The sequence below is a fragment of the Litoribrevibacter euphylliae genome (assembly GCF_042646085.1).
GTDB classification, from domain to species: domain Bacteria; phylum Pseudomonadota; class Gammaproteobacteria; order Pseudomonadales; family Litoribrevibacteraceae; genus Litoribrevibacter; species Litoribrevibacter euphylliae.
Genome location: NZ_JBHRSZ010000004.1, coordinates 382,397 through 408,652 on the forward strand (window position 1 = coordinate 382,397; position 26,256 = coordinate 408,652).

The window sequence follows — 26,256 nt, forward strand, 5'->3', positions numbered from 1 at the left end:
GAATATCTTTAGCCTACCTGATTATGGCCGATAAACGTAACCTTGATTAGACTGAGATCAATGTCTTTGTCCTTGTGCTGATTTGAATTAGTGCAAGCTTCAGCCAAATGACGGAGGCATTTATCCTAAAGCTCTGATGAAAACGTTAAAAAAGCGTTACGAGAAATGTTATGAATAAGGATTTTTTCAGTGTTTAACGACTGGTTTATCACCATGTTTACTTACCCGGAAGACAAGCTTATTGAAGCTGGAACCTATGATCCGGTACTGGTTTTCTTATCCGTTGCTATTGCTATTTTTGCATCTTTTATGGGCTTTCAGGTAGCGACGCAAGTAGCTCACGAAACGGCGAGGCACACCAGACAATTGGTGTTACTGGCGGGCAGTTTAGCATTGGGTGGAGGCATTTGGTCCATGCACTTTGTGGGCATGTTGGCTTTCGATTTATGTACTTCGGTGGAATACGATTGGGCGATCACTGCAATTTCTATGGTGCCTGGGGTATTGGCTTCCTGGATCGCGTTGAATTTGATTATTCGGCCATCCATTTCATTTAAAGATATTTTTCTTGGCGGCGTACTGGTAGGTGCAGGTATTGGTTCCATGCATTACCTGGGCATGGAAGCGATGGAAATGATGCCCTTGCTGAGATATGACCTGCCTATGTTCATCGTATCAATTATCGTTGCAGTTGTTTTAGCGATGATTGCCCTGGGTATTCGCTTTGGTCTTACCAAACTTGAATCAAAACTTCCTAAGTTTCTCAGTATCAACTTCTTAGCCAGTATCGTGATGGGGGCAGCTATTTCGAGCATGCACTATACAGGAATGGCCGCAGCAAGATTCATCGAAACTCCAGGTATGGAGATGAATCATGCTAATGGTGAAGTATCTACGTATTTAGCCTACGGCGTTTTCCTGACGATCTTCTTTATTATCAGTTCGGTATTAGGCGTTACCGTGTTACTTAAGTATCGGGACATCTCTCGACAGGCCAAGGAAAGTGAAGAACGCTTGCGAGCCATGATGGAGACAGCGGTAGACGCAATCATCACCATTAATCATCAAGGCATAGTGGAAGGTGTGAATCAAGCGGTTGAGAAGATATTGGGCTGGTCACCAGAGGATCTCATCGGTCAGAATGTCATTAAGATTATCCCTGATTCTTTGAAATCTCATCACGACGGTTACATTGATACGTACCTGAAAACGAGAGAAGCGAAGATCATCGGGATTGGGCGGGAAGTAACTGCTATTCATAAAGATGGGCATTCAGTTCCTGTTAGGCTGGGGATTGGACACGTTAAACAAGGTGCGGATCACTTCTTCGTTGGCTTTATTTCTGATCTAACTCAACGTGTTGAGATGGAGCATCAGATCAAAGAGAAAGAGGCAAAATTTCGGTCTTTGATTGGCAACATTCCTGGCATTGCTTATCGATGTAAGGAGACTGAAGGGTGGCCTATGGTATTTATCAGTGATGGGGTCGAACACATCACGGGCTATCCTGCATCCGACTTTATTTTGCCAAACCCCAAGCGTTATTTTTCCGAACTCTATCATCCAGACGATGCTGATATGGTAAACGGAAATGCTACACCCCCTACATTTGCTATGGAATACCGTATTCTTAATCATAACAATGAGGTTCGTTGGTTATTTGAGCATGGCAACTACGTTACGGATGAATTTACGGGTGAAATATGGATTGATGGCTTCATCATGGACATCACCGAACGCAAGAACATGGAACAGGACTTAGTGAAGGCCAAAGTTGCAGCTGAGCAGGCGGCCGCAGCCAGAGCATCGTTTTTGGCAAATATGAGTCACGAAATTCGCACGCCGATGAATTCGATTATTGGTTTCAGTGATATCTTACTGGAGTCGAACTTAGACTCTACTCAAACCAGCCAGCTCGCAACCATTAACCGTTCGGCTAAATCATTACTGCACCTTTTAAACGATATTCTCGACAGTGCCAAATTAGATAAAGGTAAACTTGAGCTTGAAAACCGTGCATTCTCGCTGACCGATGAAGTTGACACTGTGATCTCTACATTGTGGCTACAGGCTCAGGAAAAGGGTATTGCTATTGAAACTGAGATTTCAACGGATCTTGTTCGTTATTACTTAGGTGCCCCTGAACGCATTCGACAGGTACTGACAAACTTGGTTGGCAATGCCGTTAAATTTACCGAGAAAGGGTTTGTGACCGTAAAGGTTGCACCAACCACTGAAGACTTTATCCGTTTTGAAATTTCTGACACGGGAATCGGTATGTCGGAAGAGCAAGTTGAGACAGTGTTTGATCCTTTTGCTCAGGCGGATGAATCCATGAGTCGACGTTTTGGTGGTACTGGTTTGGGTACTACCATCAGCAAGCAGTTAGTAGAGTTAATGGGAGGAGAAATTCATGTTGAGAGTACCTTGAACATTGGTACTACTTTCACCTTTACCTTGCCGCTGAAATGTACGGAGGCTGAAACAATTTCTGAAATCATCTATTCGCCAACTGAAATTCCGGCATTAACTATCTTGGTGGTGGATGATATTGAGCAGAATCTTGAAATGTTGGAGATTTTACTGACGCGAGCTGGCCATAAAGTGATGACAGCTCGAGATGGTAAACAAGCGTTGTTGCGCATGAAAAAACCGGGTATCGATATTACATTAATGGATCTTCAAATGCCGACAATGGATGGTATTTCTGCAGCAAGAACACGCAGGCATCAGGAGAAAAATGAAAAACTCCCTTACATGCCAATTATTGCCCTGACGGCCAGTGTTCAGGAACACGACAGAATCGCCGCAAAAGATGCAGGAATGGACGGCTTTACCAGTAAACCGGTGAACTTTGAGTTATTGAGTCACGAGATTGCACGAGTACTGAGGTTCACATCAGAAGATTTCGAACCGGCGATTCAACCCCAACACTATGCACAAATCGATGAGCTAGGTGCCATTGAGCTTTGGGGAGATAAAGATCGCTATCTTCAGGAGTTGGCTAAATTCATTGATCAGTGGGAGGTTCATGAGGCTAAGTTTCGGAGCTTTGTTGACCAACAGCAACGCAAACAAATTGCTTTGTTGGCGCACAGTCTTAAAGGTGTCAGTGGTAACCTAGGTTTGATGCAGTGGATGCGATTATTCGAAGCGCTAGAACAGGCTGAATTAAATGGGGCATCGGTACTGATTAATGAGTTGAATCTTACTTTGACCCACATACAACGCTTTATTTCAGATATGCGTAGTGATGACTCCGAAGAAATTGAATTGACTGATGGACCATCACAACAAGAACTTTTATTTGTGGTTGATGGATTGTTGGCGTCAGTGGAGCACAACAGTTATGAAGAAGAACATATGGCGGTACTAAACCAGGTAACGTATGGCGCATATCATGAACAGATAAAAAGCATTATTCAGGCGTTAGATGATTTTGAATTCCATACCGCACATGAATTACTGCTTAAATTAAAAGGCACACTACGAGATTCAGAGGATAAGTAGCTATGGAAACCTTCATCAAGAATAAAGCCACCCTTTTGATCGTAGATGATGAACCGGCCAATCTTCGTTTGCTGCGGCAAATTCTCAGTTCGGATTATCAATTGGTCTTTGCCAAAAATGGGCAGGAAGCTCTTCGTTTGGCCGAAGAAGAGCAACCTTCTTTGATTCTACTGGATATCATGATGCCAGACATGACGGGCTACGAGGTGTGTAAGCAGCTTAAAGCGAAGGCGATAACGCAAAGCATTCCCGTTATTTTTGTTACGGCCTTGGATGCCGAGCACGACGAAGCGACTGGGTTTGAAAGTGGCTGTGTTGACTACATTACCAAACCTATTTCTGCAGCCATTGTTAAAGCGCGAGTGAAGACTCATCTGTCGTTAGTGCAGTCGGACGAGTTAATGCGGACGCGTCTTCAGATTATTCAACGTTTAGGGAAGGCCGCAGAGTTTAAAGACAACGAAACCGGCATGCATGTCATGCGAATGAGTCATTTCTCTAAGGTATTGGGGAAAGCGTATGGTCTGACGGAAGAACAGGCTGAAAGCTTATTACAGGCCGCCCCTATGCATGACATTGGTAAAATTGGTATTCCCGACAGCATCATGCTTAAACCCGGTAAGCTCACCGATGAAGAGTTTGATGTGATGAAAACCCATCCGCAAATTGGTGCAGATATCTTAGGTGAAGTAGATTCAGATTTGCTAAAACTCGCTAAGTCGGTAGCGCTGACACATCATGAAAAGTGGGATGGCAGCGGTTACCCCAATAAACTCTCTGGTGAAGACATTCCGCTGGAAGGACGTATTGTCGCCGTAGCGGATGTCTTCGATGCTTTAACCAGTAAACGTCCTTATAAAGAGCCTTGGTCCATTGACGAAACCATGAGCTTTATGAAATCTCAAAGTGGTAAGCACTTCGAACCAAAGCTCATTGAGTTACTCGAAGAGCAGTTGCCTGCCATTCTGGAAATCAGAGAGAGATGGGCAGATTAAGCGAACACGTTCACTGTGAAAGAAGCTGAATCAGAATTTCCCGAATGTCTTGGATTTGCTCCATACATACGTTGTGTTCCATTGCATAGCCTTGGTACTGGCACGGATAGCCCAGTTCGTTAAGTGTCTTATGGGCTTTTCGACCTAACTGATCAAGCACTACGGGATCTTGTAAGCCATGCTGAATAAAGATCGGAAGGTGTTTGTTAACGTTACTCAATTGAATCGAATCTTCTGTCGCAAAATAGGTCGACAAAGCAAGTAACCCAGCTAGTGGCTTCTGATAACTGAGGGCGGTTTGATAGGCCACCGCACCGCCTTGAGAGAAGCCAATCAAGATAATGCGTTCTGAAGGGACTCCGCGCTCAATTTCCCGTTCGATGAGTTTTTCAATCTCATCGGACGAAGCTAATAACTGTTTTTCATCCACTTTGCGTTCGATGTTCATTTCCAGAATGTCATACCACGCAGGCATCACGAAACCACCATTGATGGTAACGGGAATGCTGGGGGCATGAGGAAAGATAAAGCGAACAGCCAGTTCTTCCGGCAACTTCAGTTCAGGCACGATGGGCGCAAAATCATTACCATCGGCGCCTAGGCCGTGTAGCCAGATCACGGATGCCGTGGCCGGTGTGGTTGGGTTTATTTCTATTGCGGGCAGATAATTCATGGCTATCTCTTAATGGATCGTCTTTAGAAAATTATTGAGTAGTGATTCCATCACTTGGCTTCTAGCTAGAAAACACTTGTCTTGGGATTTCGGCAGATATAGGTGTTCGTAAGCGTCTGGATTGATGTACTCGGCAGATTGACTCACTGCATCGTTAAAGATGGTTTCTTGTTTTTGGTTTTTTACCTGCAACACGGCGCCATAACTGCAACTAATTGCGGCGCTACTGGCACCCAGTGAGGAGTTTGCACTCATCGAAAAATCGCTTAATGTCAGATACAGCTGGTAGTCGGCCATGGATTTTTGATGCGGATTAGATACGGCGGTAAAGCTGGTTTTCTGATTAATTTCTTCAATAAGGTTTAAATGGATTTGTTGATTTAGCAGGAAACGATAATCCTGAGATATCTCATTCTGTAGGAAGTTACTGAACTTCGGCTCATCCACCCAGATTAATCGTTTTTTCCATGTTTCTTGGGGATTGATTTCGAATCCAGTTTCGTAATGTTTGAAATTAATGCCACACCCGTTAAGTAGAAGCACTAAGGCTATAATCACGGTAGTCGATGTGAAACGCATTAGTTTGCTCCTGTTTGTTGGAAAGCGGCCCAGTAATAAGGGTGTGGATTTTCTTTTAGCAATGCACGTTGAGCCTGATTGAGTGCTTCACCCGTTTTCATACGTTTCAGGTTTTTGTGAAACTGAGTCATGAGTTCTTCGGTGGCACGGTCATCCACTAGCCAAAGTGATGAGATAATTGACCGACTGCCTGCAAACAAAAAGCCGCGAGTGAAGCCGAGTAAATCATTGCCATTGGCAATTTCATTGAGTCCGGTTTCACAGCCACTTAATACCACAAGATCATTGTTGAGTTTGGTCTGATATAGATCCGCAACGGTGAGCTTCGATGCCTGCCCATTATCTCCGGCAAGTAGAAGGTAAGAAGCAAGCGGTGCTTCCGGGGTATAAACACCATGTGAAGCAACGTGCAAATATTTGTATTGATCAGCATCTTTAAGGAGCGCTGATTTTTTGGCCGAACCCTGAAGTAACAGTTTCTTATTTCTATACAGTTGAGCAACACTCATTGCTTCGGATTCCGCGCCAGGTAAATCTTGAGTTGGATTGCCGAGCACGAGCAGCGATTCATTTCTGGAGGATTTTGAACGGATAAATCGACTAACGGCAAGACTTGGTAACTGACGAATGCTGCGATAATTTTCCACCAGATAGTTTTCACCATCAAACAACGCAGTAAAAGGAAGATAGTGCAGTGCATCGTCCAAGACTAAGACAACGTCCTGAGTTTGAATGTACTTTTCTATTGGTGCCCAGATTGTTTGATAAAGAACATTTGCTCTGTCTTGATAATGAGAGTTGTTAAAATCTTGAATGCTTTCACGTAGTGCTTGTACATTTGACTTAACTTCAACAGAACCCAGTGAAACGGCTTTTACTTTGCTGTTGGTGACGATGAAGGCATACCACTCTTGGCCTAGCTTGACGTATTCAACCAAGCTTTCGTTTCTGTGCAGAAGGGATGTCAGGTTATCAAACGTTGAAAGATCAACCGCTAATAATGATGCTGCGTTAGGGTTTGATGATTTGATAGTGCTGACCTTACGTTTTAGACCACGCTGTCGATTGTCTTTAGTTATCGTTGGGATGGGGGCATCATGTGCAATCGACGTTAGATGGATCGGGCGGTTTTGAAGTTCTTCATCGGCCAGCATGTCAATCATGGTTCGGGCTCGTGAGCGCTCGGCAATATGAAAGGCTTCGTTATGGCGTTTTTGCTTAATAAGGAGCTGAATCAGTGTTTGATAGACTTGGGTTTTACTTCCGGTAAAGCCGATTTTCATCGATTCTGACGACAGGTTGCCGCGCGTACTTTCAATGATTGAGAGCGCTTGATTAAGGTCACTTTCTGCGGACTCTAGGTTATTCAAGGCTACCTGAAATCTTCCTCGTTCAAATAGTGTGACCCATCTTAGCTCGGGCAATTTAGATATTTCAGGGTGATCAAGAATCTCTGAGAACTGTTCAAACGCTGTTTGGTGGTCTTGCTTGAGCACGGCCAGTCGAGCGTTCTGTAGATGAATTCTTAGCCGATTGGCATCAGTTACTTCGGCTTCATCAATGAGTCTAACGGCATAGTCCAGTGTTTGTCCGAGAGAGTCAAAGCCACTGCCTCCTGACTTGGTAATAATGGCTGTGGCGAGGTAAGCAATATTGGCAGTGATAATGCCACCGGCCATTAAGTAAGAGTTGAGTTCTCTGCCTTCTAAATCAATGTACTCAAGATTTTGAATGTTACCTTTGTAGAGACTAATCATTCGAAGGTAAGAATCTTTTAATTCATCCTGGCCGAGCATTTGACTGCCCAGAGGAAGATCAGAGTGAAGTTGCTTTAGAATATGAATTGCGTTTGTTGCTTCGTTTTCTTTTCCCAGTTGTAACGCGGAAAGTGCCGTGATTCCTGCGGTAATGACAATATCGCCAGCCCAGGAAGAACCTGTGGTGAAATTTACCGAGGTGCTTTTAAGCGTTTCGAGACCGCCTGCTAATGCAATGTATTGATCCAGTGCTTGCTTGCCAAATTTGAAAGCTTGATCAAAGTCGTTCAAGCGATAAAACGCTTCAGCTTTTAACCGTTTGGATTTGGGTTTTGAAAATTGCCAAAATGCGAGGTTGCCGGTTCCATAGCTTACTGACCCATTATAAACCGCTTGAAGTCCATAGGGCTTCATTAAGGTATATCGGAATTGGGAGCCTTCTAGTTCTTCAATGCATTGGAAAAAATCACTGAAGCGATTGCTGTTTAAGTAAAGCTCGCACAAGGTTAGAAAGTCGGGCTCGTAGTCTTTGGCTGCTTGGACTTCAGCAGGATCATTCAACATCTCCAATAATTCTGGCAAGGATTTGTCCGTGGTGTAGAACACGCCTTTAACATTTCCGAACGTTGGGGTGGTTAGAAGGATCGCTAGGCTGAGAGTGAATAGTTGTTTAATAGGTTTCATAAATGTCCCTGGGGCCCGTCTATGATTCTCTTGAGTGATTATCCTTCATCAAGAAGCGTTAATAGAACACAAATACTTCTATGTAGGCTAAGGTAAGTCAATAGAGGAGATGAGCAAATATTGAAACAAGTTTTCTCAGGAGTTCTTACTCGAATTACGTTAAAATCTGACTAATAAGTCAGAAATATAATCGGTTGGAGGAGAAGAGCATGTCAAAGGCGTCCCATGAGTGGCTAAATCAATTACCAAAAGTAGAGTTACATCTGCACTTAGAGGGCAGCTTAGAACCTGAGTTGATGTTTGCTCTTGCGCAACGAAACAACGTCGAATTACCGTTTAAGAGCGTAGAAGAAGTCAGAGCTGCTTATGAATTCAGTAACCTACAAGATTTCTTGGACATCTATTACCAAGGTGCAAATGTCCTAATTCATGAGCAAGATTTCTACGATTTGACGTGGGCTTATCTCACCAAATGCAAAGAACAGAATGTAATGCATGTGGAGCCTTTCTTTGATCCACAAACTCACACTGATCGAGGCGTGGCCTTTAGAACCGTTCTTAACGGCATCATTCGAGCCTTGAAAGATGGTCAGGAGAAGCTTGGGATTTCCAGTGAGTTAATCATGTGCTTCTTGCGTCACCTCTCAGAAGAGGAGGCATTCGAAACCCTGGAAATGGCTGAAGCGTATTTGGACGTGATTATCGGCGTGGGTCTGGACAGCTCTGAACAAGGACATCCTCCTGAAAAGTTCAGTCGCGTATTTGCTAAAGCGCGTGAACTTGGATTAAAGACCGTTGCGCATGCGGGAGAAGAGGGGCCTGCTGAATATGTGTGGACTGCGATTAATGATCTCAAAGTATCACGTGTTGATCACGGGGTGCGTTCCATCGATGATGCGAAACTGATGTCACACCTTGCTGAAACCCGTATGCCGTTGACGGTGTGCCCGTTATCTAACACTAAACTTTGCGTGTTTGATGATATGTCTGAGCACAATATTCTGACTATGTTGGAAGACGGCGTTTGCGTGACAGTGAACTCGGATGATCCTGCCTATTTCGGTGGCTATATGACCGAGAATTTTGTGGCGTTGGCAGATGCTTTGAATCTAACCGAAACTCAAGCGGTGAGTTTAGTTAAAAACAGTATCGAAGCCAGTTTTGCGAATGAACAGAGAAAAGCGGAAATGCTTCAAAAGCTGTCTTAGTCATTTGTAGTTGTTCAGACTGACGTTGCCAGTCTGTTCCGAGGTGATGAAATGATTTGTTTTGTCATCTCATTCTTGTACCCTCTGCCTTTTATTCATGGACTCGACAGATAATAGAAGGCAGTACATGTTTTCCCTTTTTCTAATTTTTCTTCGCCTTGGATGCACTTCCTTCGGTGGCCCCGTTGCCCATTTAGGGTATTTTCATCGTGAATTTGTGACTGAACGCAAATGGTTTTCTGAAGCTGAATACACAGAACTTCTCGCGTTATGTCATTTCCTTCCCGGCCCAGCGAGCTCGCAAGTGGGAATGGCCATTGGCTATCGACAAGCCGGGATTATAGGAAGTTTGATTGCCTTCATTGGCTTTACCTTGCCTTCTGTGATGTTAATGATCGCAGCTGCGTTCTTACTTCAACACACCGCTAATTTAAGCTGGGTTGATGGAGTGCTTCATGCGATGAAGCTTTTAGCCGTAGCGGTGGTGGCTGATGCCGTTTGGGGAATGGCAAAGAAGATCTGCATAACTCGACTGAAATTCTCGATAACGATTTTGACGGCGGTAGCTATGTTACTGATGCCTGGCTTAGTAAGCCAACTATCGGCGATTGCTCTGGCCGGCATTGTCGGTGCCATGGCGTTAAGGCAAGGAACCGCGAATGTCGAGGCATTAACAAAACGGTCTGGATTCCTGACCTTGCCGCTGTTTTTACTCTTTGGTGGTCTGTTATTCGGTCTTCCATTCTTAGTAACGAGTATCGACAGTGCTTCTCTTGCCGTCTTTGATACCTTCTATCGTGCTGGCGGTTTGGTCTTTGGTGGCGGGCATGTGGTATTACCTATGTTGCAAGCGGAACCACTGATTTCCAGCCAAATTAGTCAGGATCAATTTTTGACAGCCTATAGCTTAGCGCAAGCGGTGCCTGGCCCGATGTTTACCATTGCCAGCTATCTTGGATTTGTTGTGGATGATAGCTGGGTGAATGCTTTGATTGCCACTGCGGCAATCTTTTTACCGGGTTGGTTACTGATCATCGCCACCTTGTCGGTATGGCCAAAATTGAAGTCTAATGGTTATTTGGCCGGAAGTGTTCAGGGGATTGTTGCTGCTACAGTCGGCTTGCTCGTTGCAGCTTTGTATCAGCCCGTGTTTTCCAGCGCGGTGTTGAATGCGGCTGATATGGCTGTTGTGATTTTAGTTTGGACTGCATTAAGTGTGGCTCGATTACCTATTTGGGGCGTGGTCATTGTTACTGCTCTGGCTGGTGGTTTGTTTCTTTAGCCACTAAATCTTAAAGATTTTTTAAAAGCGACAATTGGGTGACTGGTTGTCGCTTTTTTCGTTGTGTTATCCGCACGATTTATTATTATGGAACAAATGTTCCAAAACTGTAGATCAATGTACACCATGGCTAGACCTCAAAAATTTAATGAGCAACAAGTGCTTTCTAAGGCGATGATCTATTTCTGGCGGCACGGTTATAGTGCCAGCTCAATTCAGGAATTGCTGGATGAAATGGGGATCAGCCGAGGGACGCTCTACAATGCCATCGGCGATAAAGATGCATTGTTTAAGCGCACACTGGAGTTGTTCCATAGTAAAGAAGAACAACTGCTTGAACTGACGTTATTCAACGATGCTTTATCGCCAGGCGAACGGGCAGAGAAGTTCATTCGGTTATCGTTTTCAGAGCACGGCTCGTTACCAACGGGGTGTTATCTGGTGAATACCTTATGCGAGGACGATCGCGTACTGGGGGACGTGAAAGAGATCGTAAATCATGCACTCCAAAGAATGGAGGATGGATTTCGGTCGTTGTTTGATGCTCATTTCCAGGATCAAACCCTGGCTCGTACTTACGCCGCATTAATGGCTACTCAGGTTAGAGGCTCTAGGATTCGACAAAGGGAAGGGGGTGACAACAAAATGCTGGTAAATGATTTGTTATGTCTTTTAGAAACTCTTCTAAAGGCCCATTAACTACTGAACTTTCGAACAAGAATAATAGGAAAAAGGAATCATGCAAAAACTCAAATCGCTCTTTATTTCTGGTTACTGTACCTACTTAACATTGATCAGTGCGTTCTCGCTCTACAGCTATTTGGGTTCTGACTCCAAAGCAATGCTGTTAACCGCGATTTTGCACATCATAGGTTTATCGTTTTTTGGACTCTTATTTCTTGGGAAACCCGCTCGAACTTCTGCGTTACTCCCTAAATGGACCATTCCAACGGTCATTTTAGGTGTGTCGGTTGCGTATCAGAGCGTTCTGGAGGCAAACACCTTGGCGATTGTTCTCGCGGCAATCGGTTGGCTAGGATGGAGCTTGTATCTTTTCTGGTATTCCAGTTTTGGTGGTGCAACAAGCCAAGCCTTAGTCATTGGGAAGCCGTTACCAGAGTTCTCTTTGTATTCGCCTGCTGGTGAAACCGTTACTCGATCAGAGCTATCACGCAAGCCAACCTTGATGATCTTCTATCGTGGCAACTGGTGTCCTTTATGTGTGGCGCAAGTGAAAGAGATTTCAGCGATGTATTCCCAATTGAATGCCATGGGTGTGGATGTCTGCTTAGTGAGTCCGCAACCTGAGAGGAATACTCAATCCCTCGCAAATCGGTTTAATGTTCCATTTAGGTTTTTGGTAGATAAAGAACTTAAAACCGCTGAAGCTTTCGGAATAAAAGCAGACGCTGGAGCGCCATCGGGGCTTGAAGCGTTGGGGTATGATTCTGATACTGTACGACCTACTGTGCTGATTACGGATAGAGAAGGGACGTTGGTTTACAGTGATTTGACCGATAACTATCGTGTGAGACCTGAACCAGAGGAGTTCATCAAAGTGTTTCAGGGGATGGGGTTAGCTTAAATTAGACGGAAACAAAAACGGATGCCGAAGCATCCGTTTTTTGAAAGATCATACAAGCCAGCGATTAGTTGTTACGTGCTGGAAGTACGTCTTTCAGTTTTTCTGCCATATCACGTACTGACTTTTCAGTGGTTGCCCAGTCAATACATGCGTCGGTGATGGATACACCGTATTCCATGTTGTCGGAGATCTTTTGAGCGCCCCAATTCAGGTGGCTTTCAATCATTAGACCAACGATGGATTTGTTGCCTTCAAGAATCTGATTAGCAACGTTTTCCATAACCAAAGGTTGAAGCTCTGGTTGTTTATTCGAGTTAGCGTGGCTGCAATCAACCATGATGTTTTGAGTAACACCCGCTTTCTCAAGTGCTTGTTCAGATTGAGCAACGCTTACTGAATCGTAATTTGGCTTACCGTTACCACCACGAAGTACAACGTGGCCGTATTTGTTGCCTTTTGTTCTTACGATAGAAACCTGACCTGTCTGGTTAATACCCAGGAATGAATGAGGGTGCGCAACCGACTGAAGGGCGTTGATTGCTACTTCCAAACCACCATCAGTACCATTCTTGAAGCCAACTGGCATTGAAAGGCCACTGGACATTTCACGGTGAGTTTGTGATTCCGTTGTACGAGCACCAATTGCAGACCAAGAAATAAGGTCTTGTAGGTACTGAGGAGAAATCGGATCAAGTGCTTCAGTTGCCAAAGGCAAGCCCATATCCGCTAAGTCACACAAAAGCTGACGACCAATGTGAAGACCCTCGTCAATTTTGAAGGTGTCATCCAGATGTGGGTCATTGATCAGACCTTTCCAGCCTACTGTTGTACGTGGTTTTTCGAAGTAAACTCGCATCACCAAATACAGTGTATCTTTTACTTCTTCAGCAAGAACTTTTAAACGCTCTGCGTATTCTTTTGCTGCATCAATATCGTGAATCGAGCAAGGGCCTAATACCAAAAATAAACGATGGTCCTTACGATCAAGAATGTTTTGAATAGTGTGGCGACCTTCAGCAACAGCCTTTGCAGCGGCTTCTGAAATAGGCACGTCTTTTTTCAAACCGTGCGGTGTAATTAATAACTCTGAAGATTCCACATTTACGTTTTCTAACTGCTCTGTCATTTTTATTTCCTGATATCCTTCGAGCGCACTGTGTTAATGTCAGGTTTATGAGTGTGCGCTACGTGGCGTAAATCCTGTAGGCCAAACATTATGGACTCAATTTTTGTGAGTGTGAATACTAAACCTTAAGGATTACGGTTTTATTGATTAATCTCAGAAGCTTGTACACACGATTTGAGCCACACCTGACATTCACAACATAGGAATGAAGATCGAGTGGCTCAAACTGAGTTTAGAAAAAAGCGTATTTAGCGCCGATAAGCATCAGTACAGACGCCAAGATAGGGTGCAATACTTTATCCGGTATGTTCGCACCGAGCTTGGTGCCCAGCATAATCGCAGGTAAAGAACCAATCAAAAGACTGCCTAATAGTAGGAAGTCGACATTCCCTAGGAACATGTGGCCGAGCCCTGCAATCAACGTCAGTGGAACAGCATGCGCTAAGTCGGTCCCTACAATTTTAATAGATGCTAATTTGGGGTAAAGAATCATCAGTACTGCCGCCGCAATTGCGCCAGCACCTACGGAAGACAGGGTTACGAGTACGCCCAGTGATACGCCCATCGCAAAAGTCAAAACATCTTGTTTACGCGTAGTGACGAGATCTTGTTGGGCAACAATTTCTTGAGCGATGTTCTTACGCAAGCGACTTTTAAGAAGAATTACACCTGACGTCAGAATCAACATGAAGCCAAGGCTGGTTGTTAACAGGTGATTGTAACTTTCTGGGTCACCAAAATAATTGTGCAATAAGAAAATTGTGACGCCTGCTGCTGGAAGACTGCCTGCCGCCATTAACCCCATCAGTCGCCAGCGAATAGTGCGTTGTTTGTGGTGTGCTAATGCTCCACCAGCTTTTGTGATGGAGGCGTACATAAGATCTGTTCCAACTGCCACATGGGGTGGGAATCCAAAAAGAAGGAGTAATGGGGTCATTAAAGAGCCACCACCTACGCCGGTAATACCCACGGCTAGGCCGACAGCTGCGCCCGCTAAAATATAAAGAAGTATGTCCATTTAAATGGTCTAATATGAATAGCCAATAATAATTCGAAACTAGCTGGTAAATTTATAGCTTTCTATCTATTCTGAAAAAGAATATTTACTTATATTTTTATAATCAAATTGAACTTTGAACTATTGTAGCGGTCACAAGCCGTACAGTCATCATTGAACAATTATTCAATTTTTCAATAAAGATTAACCTGGAGGGTTTATGAAGCTACAGCAGTTGCGCTATATCTGGGAAGTTGCGCACCATGATCTTAATGTCTCGGCTACTGCTCAAAGCTTGTATACATCTCAGCCAGGTATCAGTAAACAAATTCGGTTATTAGAAGATGAATTAGGGGTCGAAATTTTTTCCCGAAGCGGAAAGCACCTAACTCATATCACCCCCGCTGGTGAAGAAATTATCAAAGTTGCCGGTGAAGTCCTTAGAAAAGTCGAAAGCATCAAACAAGTCGCTCTCGAATTCAGCGATGAGCGAAAAGGCAGTTTGGCCATAGGAACCACTCATACTCAAGCGCGTTATGCGCTTCCTCCGGTTATTAGTGACTTTATTAAACGATTTCCTGATGTGTCTTTACATATGCATCAGGGAACGCCAATGCAAATTTCGGAAATGGCGGCGGATGGTACCGTCGACTTTGCCATTGCTACTGAAGCACTTTCTCTCTTTAACGATCTGGTGATGATGCCTTGTTATCGCTGGAATCGTTCTATCGTGGTGCCGAAAGACCATCCGTTAGCGAAGAAAGAGCAACTCACCTTGAAGGATGTGGCGGATTTCCCGATTGTTACCTATGTATTTGGCTTTACCGGACGTTCTAAGCTTGATGAAGCCTTTGAAAGTGAAAACCTTCAGCCAAAGGTTGTCTTTACTGCAGCGGATGCTGATGTCATTAAAACCTATGTACGTTTGGGCTTAGGCGTTGGGATTGTTGCGCACATGGCGATTGATCCTCAAGTCGATCCCGATTTGGTGGCGTTGGATGCTAGTCATCTATTTAAATCGAGCGTGACTAAAATAGGGTTCCGTAAAGGGACGTATATTCGTGGTTATATGTATGATTTCATTGAGTCATTTGCGCCGCATTTAACTCGTGAGCGAATTGATGCCGCTATCAGCTGTACGACCAAAGGTGAGGTGGATGCGTTATTTGAGGGTGTTGAGTTGCCTGTTTATTAAGTGAATGGAAAAAAATCGTCGTTTACGAAAAAAGCCAGAGCTAAATAGCTCTGGCTTTTTTCGTTAGAGAGAGCGTTCCTGAGAGCGGTTGATTCTTTTTTTATAAAAAGTCGAGATCATCCGTCATGGAGGTCAGCGTATCTTGCAGTTCGGCTTTCTTATCTGTGTCTTGCTCCAGTACTTCTTTAACAAACTTTAGGTATACCGTGAAGATTTGATGGCTGCCATCAGGGTATTCCACAAGAAAGAACGGAGCACGGGATACGTTGTATTTGGTTGCCAACATGAAACCTTCGCTGGTTTCGTCTCGTTCATCGGCATCTACGATGCGATCGAGAAACTTTAATTGGTCATGTTTCGCCATTTGGTCAATGACATCCTGACACTTTTGGCAGTCAGTACCATCTTCTTTGATTTTTCGAACTAGGGTGATCTTCATGAGGTCAGCAGGCTTATACGTATTAATTGGGCGTTTACTGAAAGCGCCATTTTAACAAGTCGGCCGAGCTAAAGGTAGGGAGTGAAGGGAAATATTAATGGGAAATATAGAAGTAGAAGGCGGTGACCCCGCCTTCCGTCTTGAAGCTCTACGTCAGACTATGACTTAGACTCAATGTTCGCGGCGTGCAGGCCGCATTCTTTATGAGTCGCTTCTTCCCACCACCAACGACCTTCACGCTCGTGTTGGTTTGGCAAAACAGGACGTGTACATGGCTGACAACCGATGCTGGTAAAGCCTTGCTCGTGAAGCTTGTTGTACGGTACATCAAACATGTGGATGTAATCCCACACTTGTTCTGAAGTCCAGTTGGATAGTGGGTTGAACTTGATTAGGTTCTTTCCAGGGCCTGAGAACGTATGATCGTGTTGAATCACAGGTACATCCGATCGGGTAGGGCTTTGGTCTTTACGTTGACCTGTAATCCAACCGTCCAACGTCGCTAATTTGCGTTTCAGTGGTTCAATTTTACGGATGCCACAGCATTCGTTATGACCGTCCTCAAAGAAGCTGAACAGGCCTTTTTCTTGAACAAATGGCTGAAGCAGCTCTGAATCCGGCGTCATGATTTCGATGTCGATGCCGTAATGTTTACGAACGCGATCGATAAATTCATAGGTTTCAGGGTGAAGACGTCCGGTGTCGAGAGAAAATACTCGGATGTCTTTACGCACTTTACGGGCGATATCGATTAACACAACATCTTCTGCGCCACTGAATGAGACGGCAATGTTGTCGATGTTTTCCAATGCCAACTCCAAAATCTTACGAGGCGAGGCATTATCGTACTCAAGCGCTAATTGCTGAACGTTTAATTCACTCATTTTCTAATCCGGTCTTTTTTATAAAAATTAGCCCGATACATGGCCAATTTCTCTTTGTTATCACTAATTTTGCGTAGAATACCAGAACGTTATAACAAGTCGAAATAACGGTTATGAATTAGCATTGCTCTTTATGGAATAACTCGTTACAGTTTCGCCATCATTTTATTGGGCAAATTGCTAAGACCTTTATTAAGTGATTTAGACTTAAGTAATTTAGCCTCAACGACGATCAAGAAGTTTAATCTTTGTCTTTTATAGGAGTATTACGTGGAAATCGCATGTCTTGACCTGGAAGGGGTACTGATCCCTGAAATTTGGATCGCATTTGCTGAAAAAACTGGGATCGAAGAGTTAAAGGCGACAACTCGTGATATTCCTGATTACGATGTATTAATGAAGCAACGTTTACGTATTTTGGATGAGCATGGTTATGGTCTTCCTGACATTCAAGAAGTGATTGCAACACTTGAGCCACTGCCAGGTGCTGTTGAGTTTGTGGATTGGTTACGTGAACGTTTTCAGGTGATCATTCTTTCTGATACTTTCTATGAGTTCGCTCAGCCTTTGATGCGTCAGCTTGGTTTCCCAACCTTGTTCTGTCATAAGCTTGAAACAGATGAAAAAGGGCGTGTTGTAAACTACCACCTGCGTCAAAAAGATCCTAAGCGTCAATCTATCTTTGCGCTTAAGACCATTTATTATCGTACGATTGCTGCGGGTGATTCATACAACGACACCACTATGCTTGCTCAAGCGGATGCAGGTATTCTGTTCCATGCACCACAGAACGTGATTGATGAATTCCCGCAATTCCCGGCAGTTCATACTTATGAAGACTTGAAAAAAGAGTTCATTAAAGCAAGTGAACGTGAACTGACGCTTTAACTTTACCTCTCTTCTTCAAATCAAAGCCCGGCACAAGAGCCTATCTTGTGCCGGGCTTTTTCGTTTTACTCCAACAATTGATCATATTTTCCGTGCTCAGAGTGAGTTCTTTGTACTAGTCTAAATACAAGGTTTAGATCCTTTGTGCGAGGAAACTATGGTTGGAATTAAAACTAGGGCGTTTTTTTCTGATTATTGTTATGCGCTGATGCACTTAGCTTTAGTTCTAGTTTTCATGCTCCTTATCGGATGTTCAAAAGAGGAACCCGTTTCATCTGACTCGGCTCCACAAGACGCTTCTTACTCCATGCGCTTGTCTATCGACCTCTGGCCCGGTTATTACCCGGCCATTATCGCTAAAGAGAAGGGTTGGTTTAAAGACGCAGGCCTGAACTTGAAACTCGATCTTCCTGGAAATACCGACAAGATGTTGGCTCTTTTCTCGGCTGGCAGTATTGATGCGGTCGCAGTCGCATTTGGTGATGCTATCTTGGTTACCCGACAGATGCCGGACATTGCTGTGATTCTGGTCACCGATGAATCGGCGGGTGGTGATGCGGTGTTGTCCATGAACAAGGAGGTACTGTCAGATTTAAAAGGCAAGCGCATTGGAACTAACTTGGGTGGATTTGGAGAGCTTCTTATTCGACGTATGTTGGATCTTCAAGGGGTAAAGGTTAATGAGGTGAATCTCGTTAATGTCGATGCCTCCAAAGTGCCTGACCTGCTTGATTCAGGGGGACTTGATGTCGGGCATACTTGGAGCCCGTATGTGGGGCAAGCCATAGAAAAAGGTGCCAATATCATTTTTTCCAGTGCGGACACCCCAGGTTTAATACCGGATACAGTGGCTGTATCCGGTGAGTTTCGTCGTTCGAAACCTGAAGCGGTGAAGATCTTTCTTGATGTTTGGTTTAAAGCTCAAAACTGGTGGTTAACTCATTATCAGGAAGGGAATCAACTTATTGCTGAAGCGACTGGACAAAGGGTAACGAGTATCACCTTGGAGGGAATTCGTTTACTTGATCGAGAGGCGAATGTTGCTACTTTCAATGATGCAACGTCAGAGCAGGGCCTCCCTAACGTCTTAAAAACTTATAATGAATTTTATGCGCGTGCCGGTGTGATCAGAACACCTGCTGCTCCATCTATTTTGGCCTCGGAGTTTTTGCAATGACGCTGAAACTCCAGTTAACGCTCTTACTGGTTTTAGTTACCTTCACCCCGATTGCATTTATGACATATCAAATGCAACAGCAGGCAGCGGAGGAGTTTATTGCCTCCAAAGATAACTCATTGATTCTTGCTAATAACAACCTAAGTAATCTGTTCGATGGCTACATCCAGAACACACTGGAAGTGCTATGGGCCGACAGTCATATTCCAAGTTTCCGGCGTTTTCTGGAAGGGGACGATGATTATCGAAGTGAATACCTGAATAATGTCCATGAGATGCTACGAAACGTCATTATTAAGGATTCGATTTTCGTTAACTCTGCCGCCTTGCTGAATATAGACGGCATGAATTTGATCGATACCTCTGCCACTCTCTATCACGACATAGAGTCCTATTACCCATATTATCGAGAAGGCGTTAAAACCTATCATGGCTATTTCAGTAAGCACCTGGTTCAAGATGTCCAAGGCTATGCGCTTTATGCATCGGTACCCATTAAGAACGGGCAAGGTGAGGCGATCGGTCTGTTACGTTTAAGGATTGATCCGAGCCGAGTACAGTTGATGCTGAGCAAGGCATTGAAGAAAACCACCTTTCAGGCCAAGGTGTTTGACTCAAAACACAACGTATTGGCGAACCTGAACAATCCTCACTTAATCGGTTCTGCTCAATCCGTAGCAGAGTTGGAGCCTGTTCCTGCACCCACCTGGGTGTTGAATGAAGAGAATCAAAAAGTCAGGGTCATTCGAACGTCGTTATCCAGCATTCCCTGGATGATAGAAATTACTTTGCCATCGGCCGATTACACCGCATATATCGATCAAAGTTTTTTTCAATGGCTGATTGATATTGGCATCATTTTTCTCATTACTCTTGCCGGATCGATTGGTTTGGCGACGTATTTAGTGATCCCTATTCTTAAAGTAGAAGACGCTGCGAAACAGATTGCCTCAGGTCGAACAGATCAAGATGTCCCTTTGGTGGGAGGCCTCGAACTTCGGCGTATGGCGGAATCCATTAAACGGATGAAAGACACCATTTTGGCAAGCGTTGTCGAGATGGAGCAAAAGAATAAGGACAAAGAAAAAGCCGAATTGGCTTTGTTGGAGTTGAATGAGCAATTGGAACGACGAGTAGAAGAACGCACGCAAGAGCTGCTTGCCGCCAACAAAGAGAAAGGCGAAGCCATGGAGCAGCTGGTTAACTCTCAGAAAATGGCAGAGTTAGGAACTTTGGTTGCCGGTGTGACTCATGAAGTGAATACGCCTTTAGGCAATAATGTGACCGTTGCATCGACCCTCCAAGAGCATCTTGAGCAGTTCAAAAGTTTGGTGGAAACCGGCTGCGTTAAGAAATCAGACTTATCGGAGTTCCTAAACAGTTGTGAGTTTGCTACGGATATCCTTCAAAAAAACTGTGCCCGTGCCAGTGAACTAATGGGTAGCTTTAAACAAGTAGCGGTAGATCAGACTAGCATGCGGCGAAGGAATTTCTCAGTTGAGAAATCCGTCCATGAGGTGATAACTACCTTACACAACGTGCTTAAAAAGCATAACCATTCTATTCGGGTCCATATTCCTCAAACGCTCCATATTGATAACTACCCCGGGCCATTTGATCAGGTGATAACGAATCTGATTAATAACTCTGTAATTCATGGTTTTAGGAATATGAAGCAAGGTGAAATCACCATTACTGCACGTATAAAAGACGTGGGTGATAAGAGTTTTGTAGTGATCGACTTTGAAGATAACGGGGCGGGTGTCCCAGAAAAAATTGTGGATCGTATTTTCGAACCCTTCTTTACCACGCGCGCAGAAGACGTTGGCAGTGGTATGGGGCTGTACTTGATCAAGAGCATTGTAGAAAAGGACTTAAAAGGGCGTATCTATTTAGACAAGGAATATCGAGAGGGCGCTAGGTTTGTGTTGGAAGTCCCTATGGTGTTTGACGATGATGTAGATGAATAGGTGTTTAAATATTCGTTCTATCCAGACGTTTCTTAAAAAATATAAATTCAGAAGGCCGATTAAGTGAATTAGTTCAGATTAAGATTTATCTTCCTGTTCTTTTTGTTGTTGTTTGAGCGCTTTTTCCCGGCGTTTTTGTTCTACGATTTCTTTCCGTTTTTTGCATAAATCAATGACCCGCATTTTCTGAACGGGCGTCATATCATTCCAATTGAATCGCTCATTGCGACTGCGATAACAGCCGAGACAGTAGCCCTTGGAGTTGGTCGTACAGACGCCGATGCATGGGCTGGGGACGGGAAATAATTCGAATTGAGTCGGTTTCATAGTTCATTCAGGTTTTTCATTTAGTTTAGCCTCTTTGTGCTGATAAATGTATAGTGCGTTTGACATATTTGAGCGCTTAAATAAACGCTATTCGCATAGGGAGGTTGTCATGAGTCTGGAGTTATACGCAGGTAAGTTGGCTTATCAACGGATTAAGGAGGAAGGGCTGACGGCTCAGCAAGTCAGACTCATTGTCGGTGCCTCTGGTGGCCCTAAATGGTTGGTGTTGAGTAAGCTGGATCAGTATCTCAATGATGCGTTCTTGAAAGAAGCTGATCACCCGATTGAACTGATTGGTTCATCAATAGGTTCTTGGCGCATGGCTTGTTATGCTCAGAAAGAGCCTTCAAAAGCCATTGAGCGATTAAGAGATGCATATTCTACAACTGAGTATCCGGGTAAGCCTACAGCGAAAGACGTCTCCGAAAGTGCTCAGTCCATTCTTGATCATGCCTTAGGCATATACGGTGAACACCAAAGTCACCATGATTTCATTGTGTCGAATAAACAGCGCCCTTTGAATGTAGTTACGGTTCGGAATCGTCGATTGTTCAATCATCCTTCAAATCTGGTACAAGGGGTTTCCATTGGGTTAGCGGCTATGGCGAACCCGGTTTCCAGTCGATTTGTGGAACGACTGTTTCCTCGCGTGGTCTTCTCACAATCCCTTGCATCGTCCCCGTATCGCGATGTGCAGGTTAATGAGCGAGTGCAGTTGAGTTCTGAAAACCTGGCACCGGCTTTAATGGCTTCGGGAGCGATCCCTTTCGTGTTGGAGCCTATTAGAGTGCCAGGTTCAAAAGCCCGTTGGCATTGGGATGGCGGCTTGGTGGACTATCACTTCGAAGGGCCGTTTATGCAGGAGCAAGATTTGGTCTTGTATCCGCATTTCTTCCCGAATTTGATTCCCGGTTGGTTGGATAAGGGCTTGCCTTGGCGCCGTGCGAAGCCGGGGCATTATGATAATGTGGTGGTGATGTGCCCATCCAAAACGTTCATTGATGCTTTGCCGGATTCACACATTCCAGATCGTAAAGACTTTTCCTCTTATGAAAATTCGACACGCATTAATAACTGGCAGAAGGTGATTAAACAATCTGAACAATTGGTGGATGCCTTACATGACGGTTTGAGTAAAGACGGTGGCCGAAGTTTAGTAAAACCCTTGGAGCAAATGCCGCAAGGGTAAACATAACTTCAGATCAGTGATTTGTGGCTGATTGAGTAAATCTAAGCGATTTGTAAAACAACTTTGCCTAGGGTTTTTCCGGATCTTAGGCATTGAATGGCGTCATGAGCGTCTTCAAACGCAAAGGTATGACCGACATGCGGTGGTGAGATTTCCACGGCCATCATGTCTTTCACTAAAGCTCGCATTAGCGGCATCTGATCCCATAGCCAGATCAGGTTAAATGCCATGACGGATTTATTTTCACTGATCATATCCATGACATCGTATCTTGGACGTAACAGATACTGTTTGGCTGCTTTCAGGTAATTAGGGCGTTTTTCGCCCGGTGTGAATTCAGCCGCACCAAACACAACCAGACGACCCATTGGTTTCATGGCTTTATAGCTGGCGGTTTGAATGTCACCGCCTATAGCGTCCAACACCAAGTCGGGATGAAGGTTGAGTTTACTGAGTTGTCGGTGGAAGTTGTCACTTCGGACATGGCATTGTTCGAAGCCCAGTGAGTTTAAGAACTCAACCTTGTTCTGAGTAGACACAAAACCAATCGGCTTCGCATTCAGTGCTTCACACAGTTTCATAGCTTGAAGGCCGACGCCACCGCCGGCACTTTGAATGAGCACCTCTTGATCCGGTTTGAGATTCCCTAGTTCCTTCAGGGCATACCAAGCGGTGAGTGTCTGGACTAAATAGGCGGCACCTTGGTCGAAGCTCCAATCGTGTGGAAGTGGTTGAAGTTGGTCCGAATCCACATCAATGGTATCCACGTATCCGCCAAAACGGGTAACTCCCATAACACGATCACCGACGGAAAAGTCAGTAACTTCTTTACCTACTTCTTCAACGATGCCTGCATATTCAAGTCCAGGAATAAACGCGCCTTTAGGGGTTGCGGAGTAGAGACCTGTGATTGCAAAGATATCAGCAAAGTTCAAACCGACGGATTTGACCGATACCCGCATATGGTTTGAAGCCAATACCGGCATGTCTTCGGTTTGAAGCGTCAGGCGTTCAATGTTGCCGGCTTTTGGTGTTTTCCAGATCCTTCTTTGTTTGGTCATCTTCCTATCCTTAAGAGCACTCTTTGTTGATCACATGCATTAGTTTTACTAAACAAGGAATATGATGTGAGGCCAAAGCTAAACCTGTGGTTAGAATGGCAACTGAAATGTCACGATCCGGGTCTGCCCAGCACATCTTGTTGATCAAACCGATATGGCCATACGCGTTTTCGGTATTTTTACCCCACATGCCGAAAGGCTTGCCGCCCAACATCAGGCCTGCGCTGTATCGCATCGGGATCATCATGGTTCGGTCAAAACTAAAATCGCCAAATGGATGCGTCGCACGAATAACGGTTTCAGGTTCAAGTATCTGTTTACCGTTCCATTCGCCTTGATTTAATAGCATCTGATAGAAACGAGAAATCTCTTCGGCGGATGCGTATAGGTTTGCGGCCGGAATGGTGCAGTCCATCCAGCGATAATCGTTAGAGATCATCGCCGCTTCTGGGAAAGAAGCCCCCAGTGCTCGCTTCACTAACCAAGACATAGGGAAGGGCGCATTAGGGCCTGTTGCGTAGTTTTGAGCTACTTGATTTCGATGCTCTTCTTCCAAACCAAAGGTGAAATATTTCATATCCATTGGTTGACGGAAATGTTGATCCAAGTACTCGTTAATGGTCACGCCCATGACTTTTTTGACCACATGCTGGAAAACGAAACCTCCGGTGATGGCATGGTAAGCGAGTTTGCTGCCGTCCACTGTGATGGGTTTGGAGTCACAAAGCAGTTCCCACACTTTGTCTTCATCGTAAATGGTGTCCAGAGGTATGCCTTTTGGAAGACCTGGAATGCCGCCCCGATGAGATAAAATTTGATGCAATGTAATGTTGCCTTTGCCGTGTCTGGCAAATTCAGGCAGATAGAAACTCACGGGGTCGAGTAGGTTCACTGCGCCTTGCTCTGCCATCTTATGCATGACTAAGGCGGTCACTGCTTTTGAAGCAGAGTACAGGCATACTGGCATATCGGCCGTTGCCACCACTTTTTCGCTGTTGTTAGTATCATTCGGGCCGTTACCACTGGCATGGCCTATGGAGCGGTGAAGCAGGATCTTACCGTTCTTTCTTAAGCACAAGGTAATCGCTGGTTGGGTACCTGTTTTATAGAGCTGCTCTGTGGCTTTCCAGATTCGTTCTTTTGAGGCTTCTGTCATTCCAACTTGTTCGCCAAATTCTTCATCCGGCATGATCTGGGTGATTTGGACAAGATCAAAATCTGTGTTACTGAGGTGAAGGGGCTTACGAAGTAAATTGATGTTAGCAATTGGGAATGACATGTTAGTTCGACTTCTCTTAGTTTTATTCTTTTAATGCTTTGAATTTTCTAGGCTTCGATTGTTGAGCAGTTCGGAATACTAGCCCGTTTTGTGTTGCTTTACAGTGGCTTATTAGGACATTCCTGTCATTATCAAAAGTTATCCAGCGTTGGACATTCCATTCTCGCATCATCAGTCTGACAATGTTTGACTGATGAGTCGCTCTGAGATCAGCCCCCAAAATACCTCTCCATCCAGGTTACTGAATTTCCACCCTAAATGGGTGGTGCAACTATCACAGAGAGTCAGCGTCCAATGGAAGCCGGGAAACCATGAATGTGCAGACTGTGGTTCTCCGGCATAAAGGCAATGCCAGGTTTGGTTAAAGCAGCGAAAAATAAAGGTAATGCCATAAGGGTTACATTGGATGTGTTCATGATTACCGTTTATAGCGACAGAAAATTCATCCTTTGTGATGATTTGCTGGCAGGACTTGCAACAGATAATGATGTCTCGTTTGGGGGCGGTTTCGCTTTGGGGTGATTCTTCTGTATTTAGGTCGCTTTGAACAACGTGCTGTTTACATTCGAAAGGAATGATAGGGCGTTGAGCTTCGGAACGTATAAGCTTGCCGAAAGAGTGTGGTTTCTGTCGGATAATCACAATAAGGCCTATGTTAGCATTGCACACATTATAAAAAATACTCTCACGGAAAGAGAGTGAATACAAAAGGTGAACTATGTATAAACACATCTTAGCATCAGTTGTTCTGGCTGGTTCAGGATTGATGACGGGTATCAGCTCTGCATTTGCAGGTGCCTGGACATTGGAGAAAGAAGAAAGCGGAATCAGTGCTTACACTCAGTTTTCTGAAGAACTTGGCTATAACCGAGTTAAACTCGAAATGGTGGTGGATGCACCCGTTGAGTCGTTAGTTTCAATTAATACGGATGCCGGTAACCTGAATCAGTGGATGGAAAGCTTTGATCAGGTGGAAGTGGTCACCCAGAACACTTGGTATGATTACATTCTCTATGTTACCTATGATTTTCCTTTCCCATATCAAGATCGAGATTCACTAAGCCGTACGCTCGTTTATAAAAAAGATGATGGCTCGGTGGTCGTAAAGTTCTTGTTGGAAGACGAAGGTAAGCCTCAGACCGATGACTACATCCGTATGGATTACATCGACGGTGCTTGGGAATTTACGCAATTAAACGATCAACAAACCAAGGTGGTTTATACAAGTTTGGTTTCACCGGGTGGTGAAGGGCCGAAGTGGGTGATTAATGCGTTTTCGTTGGATGTGCCGTTTACGTCTTTTCAGAATTTACGCGAGCAGCTGAAAACCTATCAACCGAGAAGTATTTCGTTAGATGAAGTTCCTATGGAGAGTGATTTAAATTTCAACTAAAATCGCTGTTCATCCGAATAGCTGCATAACCTTTCGGTTGTGTGGCTATTTTTTTCTC

General features: G+C 44.4%; 23 protein-coding genes. 13 read left to right on the plus strand and 10 right to left on the minus strand.

Annotated elements, in window-relative coordinates; genetic code table 11:
- Positions 1–189: 189 nt before the first annotated feature.
- Both ACFOEK_RS09250 and ACFOEK_RS09255 read left to right on the plus strand, forming a co-directional pair.
- Positions 190–3,510: an MHYT domain-containing protein gene (locus ACFOEK_RS09250; protein WP_386719540.1), complete on the plus strand. Its 3,321-nt coding sequence runs from the start codon at positions 190–192 to the stop codon at positions 3,508–3,510.
- Positions 3,511–3,512: 2 nt separating this feature from the next.
- Positions 3,513–4,505 carry a response regulator gene (locus ACFOEK_RS09255; protein ID WP_386719543.1) on the plus strand — a complete coding sequence of 331 codons (993 nt, stop codon included), beginning with the start codon at positions 3,513–3,515 and terminating at the stop codon, positions 4,503–4,505.
- A gap of 10 nt (positions 4,506–4,515) precedes the next feature.
- On the opposite strand, the gene ACFOEK_RS09260 is transcribed toward ACFOEK_RS09255, so the two are convergent.
- From ACFOEK_RS09260 to ACFOEK_RS09270, 3 genes are read right to left on the minus strand one after another with little or no spacing between them, the layout of a single operon-like run.
- Positions 4,516–5,178: an alpha/beta hydrolase gene (locus ACFOEK_RS09260; RefSeq protein ID WP_386719546.1), complete on the minus strand. Its 663-nt coding sequence runs from the start codon at positions 5,176–5,178 to the stop codon at positions 4,516–4,518.
- Between the two features lie 9 nt (positions 5,179–5,187).
- Positions 5,188–5,757 (minus strand): hypothetical protein, encoded by a 570-nt coding sequence (locus ACFOEK_RS09265; protein WP_386719549.1) that lies wholly within the window; start codon positions 5,755–5,757, stop codon positions 5,188–5,190.
- On the minus strand, positions 5,757–8,198 hold the full coding sequence (locus ACFOEK_RS09270) for a CHAT domain-containing protein (protein ID WP_386719552.1): 2,442 nt from the start codon (positions 8,196–8,198) through the stop codon (positions 5,757–5,759). Before ACFOEK_RS09270 ends, ACFOEK_RS09265 begins: the two co-directional genes overlap by 1 nt.
- A gap of 209 nt (positions 8,199–8,407) precedes the next feature.
- Between ACFOEK_RS09270 and ACFOEK_RS09275 the strand changes: the two genes are divergently transcribed.
- From ACFOEK_RS09275 to ACFOEK_RS09290, 4 genes are all read left to right on the plus strand, one after another.
- Complete coding sequence (locus ACFOEK_RS09275) at positions 8,408–9,406, plus strand: adenosine deaminase (RefSeq protein ID WP_386719555.1); 999 nt, start codon at positions 8,408–8,410, stop codon at positions 9,404–9,406.
- Positions 9,407–9,533: 127 nt separating this feature from the next.
- A complete protein-coding gene (gene chrA, locus ACFOEK_RS09280) occupies positions 9,534–10,688 on the plus strand; it encodes a chromate efflux transporter (RefSeq protein ID WP_386719558.1) in 1,155 nt (384 codons plus the stop codon).
- Positions 10,689–10,814: 126 nt separating this feature from the next.
- The gene (locus tag ACFOEK_RS09285) at positions 10,815–11,387 is read left to right on the plus strand and encodes a TetR/AcrR family transcriptional regulator (protein WP_386719560.1); all 573 of its coding nucleotides are present in this window, start codon (positions 10,815–10,817) and stop codon (positions 11,385–11,387) included.
- A 40-nt stretch (positions 11,388–11,427) separates the two neighbouring features.
- Complete coding sequence (locus ACFOEK_RS09290; protein WP_386719563.1) at positions 11,428–12,273, plus strand: peroxiredoxin family protein; 846 nt, start codon at positions 11,428–11,430, stop codon at positions 12,271–12,273.
- Between the two features lie 64 nt (positions 12,274–12,337).
- Here ACFOEK_RS09290 and ACFOEK_RS09295 read toward each other — a convergent pair whose 3' ends face one another.
- Both ACFOEK_RS09295 and ACFOEK_RS09300 read right to left on the minus strand, forming a co-directional pair.
- Complete coding sequence (locus ACFOEK_RS09295) at positions 12,338–13,399, minus strand: 3-deoxy-7-phosphoheptulonate synthase (RefSeq protein ID WP_386719566.1); 1,062 nt, start codon at positions 13,397–13,399, stop codon at positions 12,338–12,340.
- Between the two features lie 232 nt (positions 13,400–13,631).
- Positions 13,632–14,417, minus strand: coding sequence for a sulfite exporter TauE/SafE family protein (locus ACFOEK_RS09300; protein WP_386719569.1), 786 nt, complete (start codon positions 14,415–14,417; stop codon positions 13,632–13,634).
- 199 nt (positions 14,418–14,616) lie between these two features.
- Here ACFOEK_RS09300 and cysB point away from each other — a divergent pair, with 199 nt between their 5' ends.
- Positions 14,617–15,591, plus strand: coding sequence for an HTH-type transcriptional regulator CysB (gene cysB / locus ACFOEK_RS09305; RefSeq protein WP_386719572.1), 975 nt, complete (start codon positions 14,617–14,619; stop codon positions 15,589–15,591).
- A gap of 100 nt (positions 15,592–15,691) precedes the next feature.
- Here cysB and ACFOEK_RS09310 read toward each other — a convergent pair whose 3' ends face one another.
- Together ACFOEK_RS09310 and ACFOEK_RS09315 are read right to left on the minus strand one after the other, a co-directional pair.
- Entirely contained in the window at positions 15,692–16,030 is a 339-nt protein-coding gene (locus ACFOEK_RS09310; protein WP_386719575.1) for a hypothetical protein, read from the minus strand.
- Between the two features lie 158 nt (positions 16,031–16,188).
- Positions 16,189–16,914 carry a phosphoadenylyl-sulfate reductase gene (locus tag ACFOEK_RS09315; RefSeq protein ID WP_386719578.1) on the minus strand — a complete coding sequence of 242 codons (726 nt, stop codon included), beginning with the start codon at positions 16,912–16,914 and terminating at the stop codon, positions 16,189–16,191.
- 270 nt (positions 16,915–17,184) lie between these two features.
- Between ACFOEK_RS09315 and thrH the strand changes: the two genes are divergently transcribed.
- The 3 genes from thrH (at position 17,185) to ACFOEK_RS09330 (ending at position 20,949) form a co-directional block, all read left to right on the plus strand.
- Positions 17,185–17,802: a bifunctional phosphoserine phosphatase/homoserine phosphotransferase ThrH gene (thrH, locus tag ACFOEK_RS09320; RefSeq protein ID WP_386719581.1), complete on the plus strand. Its 618-nt coding sequence runs from the start codon at positions 17,185–17,187 to the stop codon at positions 17,800–17,802.
- Between the two features lie 235 nt (positions 17,803–18,037).
- Positions 18,038–18,979 (plus strand): ABC transporter substrate-binding protein, encoded by a 942-nt coding sequence (locus ACFOEK_RS09325; protein ID WP_386719584.1) that lies wholly within the window; start codon positions 18,038–18,040, stop codon positions 18,977–18,979.
- Positions 18,976–20,949, plus strand: coding sequence for a HAMP domain-containing sensor histidine kinase (locus tag ACFOEK_RS09330; RefSeq protein WP_386719587.1), 1,974 nt, complete (start codon positions 18,976–18,978; stop codon positions 20,947–20,949). The genes ACFOEK_RS09325 and ACFOEK_RS09330 overlap by 4 nt, the downstream gene beginning before the upstream one ends.
- Positions 20,950–21,027: 78 nt before the next feature.
- Here the strand turns inward: ACFOEK_RS09330 and ACFOEK_RS09335 are convergent, their stop codons facing one another.
- Positions 21,028–21,276: a DUF1289 domain-containing protein gene (locus ACFOEK_RS09335; RefSeq protein ID WP_386719590.1), complete on the minus strand. Its 249-nt coding sequence runs from the start codon at positions 21,274–21,276 to the stop codon at positions 21,028–21,030.
- 109 nt (positions 21,277–21,385) lie between these two features.
- On the opposite strand from ACFOEK_RS09335, the gene ACFOEK_RS09340 reads away from it, so the two are divergent.
- A complete protein-coding gene (locus ACFOEK_RS09340; RefSeq protein WP_386719593.1) occupies positions 21,386–22,465 on the plus strand; it encodes a patatin-like phospholipase family protein in 1,080 nt (359 codons plus the stop codon).
- Positions 22,466–22,506: 41 nt separating this feature from the next.
- Here ACFOEK_RS09340 and ACFOEK_RS09345 read toward each other — a convergent pair whose 3' ends face one another.
- Positions 22,507–23,526, minus strand: coding sequence for a synaptic vesicle VAT-1 family membrane protein (locus ACFOEK_RS09345; protein ID WP_386719596.1), 1,020 nt, complete (start codon positions 23,524–23,526; stop codon positions 22,507–22,509).
- A 10-nt stretch (positions 23,527–23,536) separates the two neighbouring features.
- Positions 23,537–24,805, minus strand: a complete 1,269-nt coding sequence (locus ACFOEK_RS09350; protein WP_386719599.1) for a serine hydrolase domain-containing protein — start codon at positions 24,803–24,805, stop codon at positions 23,537–23,539.
- A gap of 315 nt (positions 24,806–25,120) precedes the next feature.
- Here ACFOEK_RS09350 and ACFOEK_RS09355 point away from each other — a divergent pair, with 315 nt between their 5' ends.
- Positions 25,121–25,327, plus strand: a complete 207-nt coding sequence (locus ACFOEK_RS09355; protein WP_386719602.1) for a hypothetical protein — start codon at positions 25,121–25,123, stop codon at positions 25,325–25,327.
- A gap of 196 nt (positions 25,328–25,523) precedes the next feature.
- Positions 25,524–26,198 carry an START domain-containing protein gene (locus tag ACFOEK_RS09360; protein WP_386719605.1) on the plus strand — a complete coding sequence of 225 codons (675 nt, stop codon included), beginning with the start codon at positions 25,524–25,526 and terminating at the stop codon, positions 26,196–26,198.
- The last annotated feature ends 58 nt before the right edge of the window (positions 26,199–26,256 follow it).